The sequence below is a fragment of the Sporosarcina sp. ACRSL genome, from assembly GCF_022346605.1.
Classification (GTDB): Bacteria; Bacillota; Bacilli; order Bacillales_A; family Planococcaceae; genus Sporosarcina.
In genome coordinates, this window is sequence record NZ_JAKRNT010000001.1 from 89851 (window position 1) to 102326 (window position 12476).

Sequence of the window (12476 nt, forward strand, 5' to 3'; positions counted from 1 at the left end):
GATCCCCATCAAAATAGGTCTAATCGGTAAAGGTAATCTCGGTACATATCTCCTTCAAAAAATAAACAAAGAACAACTCCTACCAAACACTAGCATCATCGCTATTTTGGATGAAAGAGAAAAAGCTAGAGTCGAGCTGCCTGCAATTGCAGCCGAATACGAGTGTTTGGCTTTTCATGACATCCAATCATTCTTACAATCTGACATCGATATCGTAGTCGAATGCTCCAATATCGAAACGGCCAAAACGTATGCATTTGACGTCATCCAAGAGAAGGATTTGATGGTCATTAGCATTGGCGCGTTTGCCGATCTATCCTTTGCAACTCAATTAACGCAAGCTGCTCAAGAAAGCAGACACCGCATTTACTTGCCATCCGGTGCGATTGGCGGCTTAGATGCGTTGAAGGCAGCTGCACTAGATGGGGGATTGGAGTCTGTCACTCTAACGACTAGAAAGCCAGCTCATTCATTAACCGCAGAAGAAATGACTGCGGAGCAAACGCTGTTTGAAGGCTCAGCCCGTGACGCAATTGAACAATTCCCGAAAAACGCAAATGTTGCCATTGTTTTGTCGTTGGCTGGTATGGGTGTTGAGAAAACGAACGTCCAAATTATCGCCGATCCAGCCGTTACGCAAAACATCCATCATATTGAAGCGAAAGGTGCTTTCGGTGAATTTGAGATGACAATAAAAAACAACCCGTCTCCGGACAATCCGAAGACGAGCCATATAACGGGTGCTAGCATTTTAGCTGCGCTTGCAAATAGTAAGAGTGCAGTGGTAGTAGGTTCATAGCCTAATACCCCTGTACTCTCTCTTTGCGGGATTGCAATAGGGATCTGGAGTTCCCGCGGATTCTGCAAGTTTCATTAAATAATAGCATTCCTCGCGTGCCATATGATCGGCCATCAGTGGAGTGAAAACTCCTAGATTCTCTTTATTCAGACCCATTTCCTCAAGTTCACCTAAAAACGTTTTGAAGATCGTCATTTCCAAGTAAACATCGTTATGGAATTTATCCAGTGCGGGGAATTTTGTTACATTTGTCCGCAAAAAACCTGCCAGTTCAATGGCCTTCAAGTAAAACGCTTCCCAATCCTTCACAAACTTCCTGCTTTTCTTTTTCAATTGTTTTTCCACGCGGTCCATATTTGCGTCAATCGCCCCGGCATGACCGGCGGCATCTAACAGCCATAATAGATCATGGTGAAGGGGATGGACTAGGGGAGGGGACTCTCCTTTTTCCAAGAAGGAAAGAATCCGAATTGCTTCCTCTACTTCATTGACCATGTGATTCACGAATGGGGGAGGTAATGATATTTTAATGTTGCCTACTAACTGCTCCTTAAGAATCGCCAACTTAAATTCCCGAATCGCTTCACTTTCTGTTTTTGACAGACTGGCCAATGATAGCCATTCTTCTTGATTCAACGATTGTTTAGAACGATCCAATAATGTATCGAACCGATCTCTGAAAGCCGCGGCGGTGTCAATGAAGGCCGTTTGTCCGGGCGCTAATGAATCGTGAATGAATCGGCTATGATCGCCTAATATTTGCAACCAGAATTGCAGTTCTTCCGAAGCCTCTTGCTGAAACGATTTAACCAAAGCTCCACCTCCTGGTTTACTACTTACCATCCTATGAGGAGGATTGCTATTTTAGAATGTACAATAAAAATATCCAAGGTATTCCACTTCGCAGTTGACTATGATTAAATAGTAATAGGTCCTACTATTCAAAATAATAGTAAAAAGTCAGTGCGTGCCGGAGGGGGAAACAGGATGAAACAGGTAGTTGAACAAGTAACGGATGATCATGTCGTAAAAGCGTTAGAGAAGAATCTTGCCATCATTCGGTATGATTTGGATCATAAAATTGTATATGTGAATGAAATTTTTGCGAATGCCATGGGCTATTCGAAAGAAGAAATGCTCGGTGTACGTCATGAAGATCTTTGTTTCAAAGAATATGTCAATAGTATCGAGTACGACAAGTTTTGGCGGGAGCTGCTTCGGGGCATTAGCCAATTTGGGAAGATTGAAATGAAAGATAAGAACGGCGAAAAAGTTTGGCTTGAGGCAACATACATGCCCGTTTTTAGTCATGACGGCAGAAAGGTTATCAGCATTTCTAAAGTCGCTTCAAACATTACGAAACGGCAAACACTGATTACTTCTGTTGTAAAAGAGTTGAGGCAAATGGCGGAAGGATTGACGGAGCGCGCCGATATCGGAATTGAACGTAGCAAAGAATTATTAGTGATCATTGAAGATATTGCGGCAATTTCTCATGACAATACAAAAACATTAGGGAATTTACAAGTTCATGCGGAGAGCATCCAGCATATCGTCAAGACCATTCGGGAAATAGCGGCGCAAACGAATTTGCTTGCCTTAAATGCAGCGATTGAAGCCGCACGGGCAGGGGAGCACGGAAGAGGCTTTGACGTCGTTGCGAAAGAGGTCCGTAAACTATCTGCGAATGTGGAAAAATCCATCGTGGAAGTGCGGGAAGGGGTCGAAGCGATTACAACCGAAATTAAAAACATTTCCAAAGGCACGACGTTAGCCCAAGAAAATGTGGACCGTTGCCAGCAGCGGATCGAAGTAGCAATGGAAGATTTTCTCGCCATCGCTTCATCGGCGGCCGAGTTGGACAATCAATCGAAAAAAGTTTCGAGTATCGTGTAAAGAATGAAGACAGGTGGGGGAGATGTGCATTGCAATCTCCTCCACCTGTTGTGCTTACCGCATATATTGAGAACCTCTTCATAGATTCCCTGCACTAAATGTATCTCCTTCGTCTAGATTGCCCGCCTCAAAACCTCGATAAAACCAAGCCTTCCTCTGTTCGGACGTGCCATGTGTGAAGCTTTCAGGCACGACATAGCCACGAGCTCTTTTTTGAATCGTATCGTCTCCAACGGCGCTCGCTGCATTCAGTGCTTCTTCCAAATCACCTTTTTCTAAGACACCCATCCCTTGCGCATGATGCGCCCATACGCCTGCAAGATAATCCGCTTGCAATTCAAGTCGTACGGAGTATTTATTATATTCTTCTTCACTTACCTGCCTCCTTATTCTTGCCATTTCCTCGGTAGTGCCTAATAGCTTTTGTACATGGTGGCCGACTTCGTGGGCAATGACGTAGGCCATCGCGAAGTCGCCAGGTGCCTTGAATTGTGTTTGCAGTTCATCATAAAAACTTAAATCGATATACAATCTCTCGTCAGCGGGGCAATAAAACGGCCCAACCGCGGCCCCTGCCATCCCGCAAGCTGATTGAACGCTTCCTGAATAGAGAACGAGAATGGGCTCCCGATACACCATGCCTTCCTGTTCGAAGATTTCTTTCCATACCTCTTCCGTATCTGCTAAAACGACTGAAACAAATTCAGCGAGTTCTTTGTCCTGTTCCGTTTCCACATATTCGGTATTGGCAGGAGACGTCGAAAGATTGGATAGGATATCACCTGGGTCGCCGCCGAGAAACATGACAAGGAGCACGATGACGATACCCCCGAGACCACCGCCAACGAGTGTTTTTCCTCCCATGCCTCTTCGATCTTCGACGTTCCTGCTGCCTCTTCTTCCTTTCCATTCCATGAGAATGCCTCCTCCAGCTCGTCTTGTCGATTCAATTGATATACCTATGCAATACCCTTATTTATCGATTTATAGGCCGACATAGAAAAAGATATCGAAAACCATTTCGGTATTCGATATCCATTCGTTATTTGGAGAACATAATTTCCTTGGGGTCATGACCCTTGAATGTGATTTCAAGGCGCATCATTTTATAATCTTTAACTTCAAATGCCTCGGCGGTGCTTTTAATCAATTCCGTTTCGTCAGCTTCCGGGTCAGGCGCCATTTTATCAAACGCTTCCCTTATTTTTTCGAGTGCCTTTTTACCGTGCAACGCGATTCCTTGCTTTTTATTCAAATATTCCGCTTCAGATCTTTCCTTCTTTTCCGTGAAGCTGGCTTTCAGCGCCTCATTTTCTCCCTTCGTATCGATCGTTACGGTAAATGAAGTGATGCCATATGTATCGACGATGTCGCTTGCTTCGGATTTTGGGACAAGATTTTGGTTACTACATCCACTGACGATAATGAAACAACATACGATTAAGAACGAAGTCCAATGCTTCATATCCGATCATTCATCCTTTCGCTTCCACTATTTCTAACATAACCGGCAATCTGTTCATCTATACGATGTTCGGATAAAGTGAAACTAATATTCGCGTGCATCGTTGACAGTGTAGGATATTTACGACAAAGACAAATTGCGGTTTACTTCATCCAGTCAGTCGAATGATGAATATTCCGAAAAAATACATACTATTGATATATTACTTTAGTGTGTATATAGTAGAAATTGGAATATTATTTTGAAATAAAAGAAAATATTAAGAAGTAATCTAAAGGGGAAGCTGGGATGAATCGAAATTATTTAAAGCATGAATTTTTAATTACGGCAAGAAGCAGGCGTACGATTCCATTTGTTTTCTTCGTGACGGTATTATTGTTTAGCTACTGTTTAATTTTATGGCCGTTTGCCAATACGAAGGAAGCGTTTAATAAAAAGGAGACAGAAGAGTATTTAGCTTACTTGGAAGACCAGCAAAAACTATGGGAAAGTATCGGGAATACCGGCCTTGTTTATCCTTGGCATAGCTTTTCCTATGATCGTCAGGTAGGTTCACCCGTTTATGCGACGAATGACCATAATTATGATTTGTTTTCTGGAATGTTGCAGTCTTTTGAGGATCGAAACTTTGCACGCTTGCTCAAATTAAGAACATTTTATTTGCAATATAATCCAGGTGAATATTTAGAGGATCGGTATTTATTTCAGACCGTGCCATTTCCTGAAAAGGATAGGCAGCATGCCTATTACCAAACGATGATCAAGTATGAGGATTATCTCAATAAGGATCATCCCATCACATTCGGTTTGATGTATGAGAAAACGGGGTTGCAAACATTACAGAATTTCCTGCAGAACTACGGGGTTTACTTCCTGTTATTTTGCGTCATTTATTTTAGTAGTGATGTTCTTTCAAGGGATCGAAAATATCAGGCGGTCCTCCAAGGCTTACCATTATCTTGGTATCGCCAACTGAATTTAAAATCACTGTCGGCATTTCTTTATTCAATGGCGTTCATTCTTAGCGTTATCGTTGTCGGAGTACTTGTCATGACGATTCAGTTTGGGTTCGGGTATTTCGATTTGAACGTTCCGATTATGATTAAGCAACAAACATTTACACTCGAGGAATATAGTGTCACTTCACTAGCAACCTATTTAGGAAAGACGCTTGTTGTCGTACCGTTGTTAGTCATGCTTTTTGTCAGGTTGAATGTCGTCCTAAGCTTACTTTTTAAAAATGAATGGATTGTCTTATTTATTAGCAGTTTGATACTGTTCTCAGAACGACTTTATTATGCGCGCTCTACGCAAGAATTGTTCGGCAAGGACATCAGCCTGTTCCCACAGACTTATTTTGACTTTGGGAAAATAGTTGATGGGGAAAAGAATTTTTTATTGAACACGGAAACGATAACCTATGCAAAAGGCGTCCTTGTACTACTTATTACGTACTTCATCATTGAAGTCATCCTGTTTATCGTTTCTCATGTTATTAATAAACGCCGATTCTATCAAGCAAGTTAAAAGCTGGAAAGGAGGAAGTTTACAATCATGTTTTGGAAATATTTAATATTTGAAACGAAGTTATTACTATTAAATAAGAAAAATTGGTTGTTAGGTGTTGCATTGATTCTCTTTTTCCCGCTTTATTACTCTCATTACAGTAAATTGGATATGGTTGACTTAAGGGAAGAGAAGAATGAGGAAGCAGAGAATTTCCCTAAGATTCTTGACAAGTTTCCAGGTTCTGTTTGGCAAACCGAAGAGGGAAAAGAAATTCGTAGCAATTTAATACAACAATCTTCATTGCTTAATATGCAAAGGCTTTACTTACGAAATGAAGAACAAGGAATCTTTCATGGTTTTTTTGGTGCAGGACCTAACTTGCATAAGTTTTTTGATGCTGGACTTCAGCTAAATGAATTGCGTCTTGAGTTGCATCGACGAGGGAATAAAGGGATACAAAAGGAGTATATTGTTCCAATTGAGGAAATCCAAAAAGAAAATGCACTCTATCGGTATCACCTAGAGCATGAACTTTCCCTCATCCAAGATCAATTTAAAGCTAGTAATTACATACCGGTGGCATTGCGCCAAATAAGTGGTGTCATGTTTTGCCTGCTCGTATTATTTGCGGGAAGCAGCATGCTATTAAATGATCAACAGCATCCTTCTGTCGTGAATGGGTTTCCCATTTCGTTCATGCAAAAAGCAGCTAGTAAAGTAGGGGTTCATTTCGTACAAATTATGCTCTTCCTATCTGCAAGTATTTTAATAGGCAGTTATTATGTATCGAGAAAAACCGGGTGGGGAGACTTTAGAACTCCTGTACTCATATATCAGGACGCGGATTTTATCGCAATATCCATGTTGCGCTATTTATTTCTCATGTTCGTCGCGTTTGGCTTGATTGCACTTTTGCTTTTATTTACTTTCCTGTTACTTAATCTCGTAACGAAAAACTTGTACGCAGCAATTGTCATATTGCTATTTATATTGCTGTCCCCACAACTTCTTCTAGCTGTGGGAGTGGAGACAAATTGGCTATATCCACTGGAATTCATTGATATCGGCGCAGTTTTAAGTGGGGAAACGGCTAAGGAATTCGGGATTGAAAAACTTGATTTCAAGCATGCGTATAGTTGGCTTGTCGTCCTTAATTTGATTGTCATCTTCGTCTTATATGGAAGAAATAAGCTAATTCATATTCAGAAAGTAGAGACAGTACCAATACAATCTAGTTGAAAGGATGTGGAAAGATCATGTTAAAATTATCGAATGTATCTATTGCCTATAATGATAAAATCGTGTTGGATTCTTTGGATTTAACAGCGAATAAAGGAGAAATTATCGGTGTTGCTGCGCCGAATGGAACAGGTAAGACGACGATGTTCAATGTAATGGCGAATTTTGTGAAACCTGATTCTGGACATGTGTTTTTTGATGGAAAATATACGTACCGGAATGAAAAAGAAGAATTGCACATTCATCGTATGTTGGCGACATTCCCGGAACAAAAGGACCTATTTGAGGAGTTATCCGGCGTCGATCATTTAAAACTGTATGCAAATATGTGGAAAGGATCGACGAAGCATGTGTCATCCATCATCGAGCGCCTTCGTATGGGGCATTATGTGAAACGGAAAGTTCGGACGTATTCATTAGGAATGCGGCAACGGTTATGCTTCGCGATGATGATGGCAGCCGACACGCCTATGATGCTGATGGATGAAGTTATGAATGGCCTGGATGTCGAGAATGTCGCGCTCATTTCAGAGTGTTTAATGGAAATGAAGAAGGATAAGCTCATATTTGTCGCTTCGCATTTGTTAGGAAACTTGGATCTTTACGCAGACAGAGTTCTTTTCTTGAAAGATGGAAAGTTTGTACATGAACTAAAATTTACGGGTGATAACGATACATTCCTCAAAGTGGAAGTAAGTGTTGAACAGTATGAAACGCTTCAAGCGGAAGTAGATTTACCAGCAGGCCATATGTATATTGCCAATTACTTGTTATGTATTCCTATAAGTGGGATGAGTGAGTCGGAACAATCAAAATGGATGGGCCGGATGCTTAAATATAATAAGGAAATGACAATCGGGCCATTGGGGACGGTGGAGTATTATGAAAAATATTATGGAAAAACGGTTTAATGCCAAGGGAATATTAATTGGAATTTTTATTTGTATGTTATTTTTGTCAGGTTGTCATAATTTACAAGGAAAGAAGTCAGAAATGATAAGCGTATATGCTGACAACTATGAAATTACAGGAACTACAAGAGATGAAATCATCGGAAAGATTCATCCGGCCATTTTTACGACAGTAGATCGGAGTAATACTGGAGCAACAAGAAAGTACGGACCGATGCCTACAAAAAAAGGAGCAAAGGTAACTCTCGAGACTGGAAGGTATGCATTGACTGGTTATCCATCAGGGAATATTTATGTTTACGATGAAGATGATAACTTGCTCTTTCGGGAAATCGTAGGAGAGAAGGTCGGTATGCCTACATTAACCGCTGATATCGATTCATCGTTCTCAATTGTATTTGACGGTGGCTATAATACAGTAACGATCTTACCTGTGAAGACAGAGCTATCCACAGAGTTGACTGCAGGCATATGGGATGTCGGATTAGACATTGAGCCGGGGAATTATACAATAAGCATCCCCTATGGGTATGGCTTTGTACAAATTTTAGAAGAAGGAAAAGACCCTCAACTATTTGAATTGATGGGAGGAGAATTGACAGGTTCCCAAAGTCAAGTGCAGTTGAAAGAAGGGCAGAAAGTGCGTGTAACAAAGGTTTCGATGGTTAAATTCGAACCATTGATTGAATAGACTGGGATATAAATGAAACAGCGGGTAAGGGTGTATCCGCTGTTTTTTATATGAATATAGGTTACTGTAGATGTTTTTTTGACAATACGTTACTGTAGTAGGGGGTGAAAAGTATGCAAACAGAAAAACAGATGACATTGAAAGATTGGATTTTGACGTTAATCCTCCTCTTTATTCCGATTGTTGGACTTATTATGTTAATCATTTGGGCTACGGATAAACAAGATCCACGGAACATTTTTGCAAAAGCTTATTTAATCGTATCAGCTGGAATGCTCGCGATCGTCTTCATTTTTTATGTACTCATTTTCTTGTTTATCTTATTCATAGGTGTTATGGCGGCTTGATAAGCAGGGTCCTTAGACATTTGAATAAATTGTGTCGAAGTTGAACAAAAATCCGGTGAAATTCCGAAGAAAAAACGATAAACCTGCAAAAATTCGAGAATGAAATGATATGATAAAAGGGAGGAAACATTGCAGAAATACCTCTAAGGAGGGTGAGAAATATGACGAAAGACATTGAAATTTCATACAAGGAAAATGGCGCAATCATAGATCAGGAAAAGTCTACTACGTTTCTTGCGGATTTAAAATTGCTATTTAAAGGTCCTGTACTTTTAGCCAATGCATTGCCAGTGTTTGTCGGCTTTTGGCTTGCCCTTTATTTCACGGGTGGATCATTACTTGCGAACAGCAAATTGTTTTGGCTTACGATTATTGGAAGTACAATTTTGATGGGCGGTGCGCTCGTCCTCAACAACTGGTACGATGTCGATATCGACACGGTTATGAAAAGGACTCAAAAACGGCCTACCGTAACCGGCAATATATCATTGAAAACTGTTTTAGGAATTGGCATCTCTTTGTCAGTAGCCGGAATGGTTTTACTGCTGTTTACGACGATAGAAGCGGCGATATACGGTTTCATCGGTTGGTTTACGTATGTAATCATGTATACGATGTGGACAAAACGTAAATACACATTGAACACCGTCATTGGCAGCGTTTCAGGCGCCGTGACGCCGATGATTGGATGGGCAGCGATCGCGCCGACATGGCATATCGTTCCGATTATGCTCTTCATCATTTTGTTCATTTGGCAAATGCCGCATACGTTTGCCATCGCGATGAGGAAGTACAATGAATACAAAGCGGCTAATGTAGCAATGCTACCAGTTGTCCATGGATTCAAAATGACGAAACGACAAATGTTCGTTTACATTGCGTGCCTACTACCATTGCCATTTTATTTAGGAACATTGGGCATGACATTCATCGTGCTTGCAACAATTTTGAATTTAGGCTTCTTGATTGTTTCCATCCGTGGATTTTTCACGAAAGATGACGATCGATGGGCATATATCATGTTCATTTACTCCGTCAATTATATTGCGATTTTATTCTTACTAATGGTAGCGGTCACGTTGCCAATCTTCGCCTAAAGAATAGATCATTACTCCGTTCGTCGATATTCGACAGCGGAGTTTTTTTATACTGGATTGATAGAAATTTCCCTTTTGCTCATTAATTTGCAATATTCGTTGTTAGTGTAAGCGTTTTCGTATATAATCAATTAAAGTATCGATTTATTCAGTAAATTAGTAGGGTAAAGGGGGAGTCATTATGGAGAGATCACTAAGGCGTTATTTCCTAGGGGCAGTATTGGCGTGCCTATCCATTATGCTTATTGGATGTGGGGCCAGCTCAACAAATTCAAGTAGTTCGGATGGGGGAACTACAGAGGGGAAAAGGAAATTGATCGTCGGAACAGACGCGACATATGCACCGATGGAGTATATGGATGAAAAGGGGAATATTGTCGGTATCGATATAGATATCGTCAATGCGATCGCGGAAGCTGCCGGTTTTGAAGTTGAATACAAAAACTATGGATGGGAGCCGTTATTCCCTGCGCTTAAAAATGGAGAAATTGATTTTGCTGTATCTTCAATAACGATTACAGATGAAAGAAAGGAATCATATGATTTCACGAATCCGTATTTTGTTGCTAACCAATTAATTCTCGTACTAGAAGACTCTGATATTGAAAGCTTTGAAGAATTAAAAGACAAAAGAGTTGCGGTCCAAATTAATACAACTGGACATAAGGTTGTCGAAGGTCTTTTAGGAAAGACAAACAAAAATATACTCGCTCCTGAAACAATGCCTCTTGCCATCAGTGAAATGATTAATGGTAATGCAGATGCAGCCGTGGGTGATAATGCGGTTATCATTGAATACCAGGCGCAAAATCCGAACGTCAAATTAAAAACAATTGAGGATGACAGCTTCGAGAAAGAATATTATGGACTTATGGTGAAAAAAGGGAATAAGGAAATTGTAGATTTATTAAATGAGGGAATTGAAAAAATCAAAGCGAATGGAAAATTGAAAGAGATCACCGACCAAGACTTGGAGTAATTGTTGACTATACGCAACTACGCACACATCTTGGAGGTGAAAATTGTGGAGTTCTTAGGTTTACGCATTGATATGTTCGAAAACATTTGGAGCTACAGGGAGCTTTTCATCCGGGGGCTATGGGTCACTCTCGGTTTGACGGCTGTAGGTTATATTGGGGGATTCATCTTAGGATTAGTCGTCGGGATCGGTAAACTATCGAAACGAAAGTGGATTCATTACCCTGCAAAAATATATGTTGATTTTTTCCGGGGAACTCCGTTATTAGTGCAAATTCTATTGATTCATACAGCGTTGATCCCAAGTATGTTTGGGCATTCCTTAGGTTTCTTTGTATCGGGTTCGTTGGCGCTTATGCTCAACAGTGCAGCCTATAACGCGGAAATTATTCGAGCCGGAATTCAATCGCTCGATAAAGGGCAAATGGAGGCGGCTCGTTCGCTCGGCATGCCACATAATACTGCTATGAAATTGATCATTCTACCACAAGCATTCAGAAGAATGATCCCTCCCCTTGGCAACGAATTGATTGCTTTGTTAAAGGATTCTTCACTTGTTACTGTCATTGCAGCTACAGATTTGCTTTATGCAGGTAAAGTAGTCGCGGGAGCCTATTTTAGATTTTGGGAACCTTATTTAACTGTCGCTATTCTTTATCTGATTTTGACATTTATTTGTGGGAAGCTCATCGCATATATAGAAAACAGATTCAGCAACAGTTACGTGCCATCCCCTAGAAAGTCATTGAGACGTTCGGAACCGGGAGTGAGATTGTGATGATAAAAGTAAGAAATTTACACAAATCGTTCGGACAATTGAATGTGCTGAGGGGCATTAACTACGACATTAAAGAGAAGGAAGTCATCTGTGTCATTGGTCCAAGTGGATCGGGGAAGAGTACATTTCTGAGATGTATCAACCTACTTGAAGAAATTACTGCGGGCGAAGTGTTTATAGATGGGGTAAAAATTAATGACCCGAAGACGGATATAAATGAAATCCGGCGTGAAGTCGGGATGGTCTTCCAACAATTCAACCTGTTTCCTCACATGCGTGTCATCGATAATATTACAATTGCACCAATCAAGATTCGAAAAATGAGCCAACGAGATGCGGAGGAGTTGGCGCGGCAGCTTCTTGAAAAGGTCGGACTTTCCGATAAGGCGAATGCGTATCCGGAACAATTGTCCGGTGGGCAAATGCAGCGAGTTGCAATCGCAAGGGCGCTTGCAATGAAGCCGAAAGTTATGTTATTCGATGAACCGACGTCCGCATTGGATCCGGAAATGGTGAAGGAAGTATTGGATGTCATGAAACAACTAGCCGTCGAAGGGATGACAATGGTTGTCGTCACTCATGAAATGGGATTCGCAAAGGAAATGGGAGATCGGGTGTTATTTATGGACCAAGGATTATTAGTCGAAGAAGGAACACCTGAAGAAATCTTTTCGAATCCAAAACATGAAAGGACGAAGGCTTTTTTCAGTAAAATTTTATAGTCAACAGAAGGGCTGTCCAGAAAGTCTGAAAACGACTTTCTGTG

The 12476-nt window shown here is 40.9% G+C and carries 14 protein-coding genes; 11 read left to right on the forward strand and 3 right to left on the reverse strand.

All coding sequences use genetic code 11. From position 1 onward, the window contains the following. Nucleotides 1–22 precede the first annotated feature (22 nt). Nucleotides 23–799 carry an aspartate dehydrogenase gene (nadX, locus tag MHZ92_RS00580; RefSeq protein ID WP_370644601.1) on the forward strand — a complete coding sequence of 259 codons (777 nt, stop codon included), beginning with the start codon at nt 23–25 and terminating at the stop codon, nt 797–799. Here the strand turns inward: nadX and MHZ92_RS00585 are convergent. Then, nucleotides 794–1612, reverse strand: a complete 819-nt coding sequence (locus tag MHZ92_RS00585) for a DUF2935 domain-containing protein (RefSeq protein WP_239429551.1) — start codon at nt 1610–1612, stop codon at nt 794–796. The two genes, nadX and MHZ92_RS00585, sit on opposite strands and share 6 nt — an antisense overlap. A gap of 174 nt (nt 1613–1786) precedes the next feature. On the opposite strand from MHZ92_RS00585, the gene MHZ92_RS00590 reads away from it, so the two are divergent. Continuing rightward, nucleotides 1787–2695: a methyl-accepting chemotaxis protein gene (locus MHZ92_RS00590; RefSeq protein WP_239429552.1), complete on the forward strand. Its 909-nt coding sequence runs from the start codon at nt 1787–1789 to the stop codon at nt 2693–2695. A gap of 78 nt (nt 2696–2773) precedes the next feature. Here the strand turns inward: MHZ92_RS00590 and ypfJ are convergent, their stop codons facing one another. Both ypfJ and MHZ92_RS00600 read right to left on the reverse strand, forming a co-directional pair. Then, entirely contained in the window at nt 2774–3610 is an 837-nt protein-coding gene (gene ypfJ / locus MHZ92_RS00595; RefSeq protein WP_239429553.1) for a KPN_02809 family neutral zinc metallopeptidase, read from the reverse strand. Nucleotides 3611–3737: 127 nt separating this feature from the next. Continuing rightward, nucleotides 3738–4160, reverse strand: coding sequence for a YusW family protein (locus MHZ92_RS00600; RefSeq protein WP_239429554.1), 423 nt, complete (start codon nt 4158–4160; stop codon nt 3738–3740). 288 nt (nt 4161–4448) lie between these two features. Here MHZ92_RS00600 and MHZ92_RS00605 point away from each other — a divergent pair, with 288 nt between their 5' ends. The 9 genes from MHZ92_RS00605 to MHZ92_RS00645 all read left to right on the forward strand — a co-directional run bounded on the left by MHZ92_RS00605 (nt 4449) and on the right by MHZ92_RS00645 (nt 12432). Next, on the forward strand, nt 4449–5687 hold the full coding sequence (locus MHZ92_RS00605) for a hypothetical protein (protein WP_239429555.1): 1239 nt from the start codon (nt 4449–4451) through the stop codon (nt 5685–5687). Between the two features lie 27 nt (nt 5688–5714). Next, nucleotides 5715–6908, forward strand: coding sequence for a hypothetical protein (locus tag MHZ92_RS00610; protein ID WP_239429556.1), 1194 nt, complete (start codon nt 5715–5717; stop codon nt 6906–6908). 17 nt (nt 6909–6925) lie between these two features. Next, on the forward strand, nt 6926–7819 hold the full coding sequence (locus tag MHZ92_RS00615) for an ATP-binding cassette domain-containing protein (RefSeq protein ID WP_239429557.1): 894 nt from the start codon (nt 6926–6928) through the stop codon (nt 7817–7819). Nucleotides 7820–7853: 34 nt separating this feature from the next. Further along, nucleotides 7854–8510, forward strand: coding sequence for a hypothetical protein (locus MHZ92_RS00620; protein WP_239429558.1), 657 nt, complete (start codon nt 7854–7856; stop codon nt 8508–8510). A gap of 113 nt (nt 8511–8623) precedes the next feature. After that, on the forward strand, nt 8624–8857 hold the full coding sequence (locus MHZ92_RS00625) for a hypothetical protein (protein WP_239429559.1): 234 nt from the start codon (nt 8624–8626) through the stop codon (nt 8855–8857). A 161-nt stretch (nt 8858–9018) separates the two neighbouring features. After that, on the forward strand, nt 9019–9954 hold the full coding sequence (cyoE, locus tag MHZ92_RS00630) for a heme o synthase (RefSeq protein WP_239429560.1): 936 nt from the start codon (nt 9019–9021) through the stop codon (nt 9952–9954). Nucleotides 9955–10135: 181 nt separating this feature from the next. Further along, complete coding sequence (locus MHZ92_RS00635; RefSeq protein WP_239429561.1) at nt 10136–10933, forward strand: basic amino acid ABC transporter substrate-binding protein; 798 nt, start codon at nt 10136–10138, stop codon at nt 10931–10933. A gap of 72 nt (nt 10934–11005) precedes the next feature. Further along, the gene (locus tag MHZ92_RS00640) at nt 11006–11710 is read left to right on the forward strand and encodes an amino acid ABC transporter permease (protein WP_239429562.1); all 705 of its coding nucleotides are present in this window, start codon (nt 11006–11008) and stop codon (nt 11708–11710) included. Further along, entirely contained in the window at nt 11710–12432 is a 723-nt protein-coding gene (locus MHZ92_RS00645; protein ID WP_239429563.1) for an amino acid ABC transporter ATP-binding protein, read from the forward strand. Before MHZ92_RS00640 ends, MHZ92_RS00645 begins: the two co-directional genes overlap by 1 nt. Nucleotides 12433–12476 lie beyond the last annotated feature (44 nt).